The 208-nt window shown below is 66.8% G+C and carries 1 protein-coding gene; it reads right to left on the reverse strand.

Features of this window, described 5'->3' with window-relative positions:
* A partial coding sequence (locus IH09_RS36405) for an alpha/beta fold hydrolase (RefSeq protein WP_190233553.1) occupies positions 1-208 on the reverse strand: 208 nt, incomplete at both ends.

A 208-nucleotide genomic window follows, 5' to 3' on the forward strand; every position in this document is an offset into this window, starting at 1 on the left:
GCGGCCGGGGAACATCTGGGTGTAGACGGTGCCCAGGTAGGTGCCGTACGAGTAGCCGAAGTAGGAGATCTTCTTCTCGCCGAGCGCGCCGCGGATGACATCCATGTCACGGGCCGTGTTGCGGGTGGTGACGTGCGGCAGCACGGAGGCGTTGGTGGCGCGGCACTTGGCGGCCAGGTCCTTCTGGAGGGTGACCTGGCGCTCGAAG

It is taken from the genome of Streptomyces celluloflavus (assembly GCA_000720995.1).
GTDB lineage: Bacteria > Actinomycetota > Actinomycetes > Streptomycetales > Streptomycetaceae > Streptomyces > Streptomyces celluloflavus.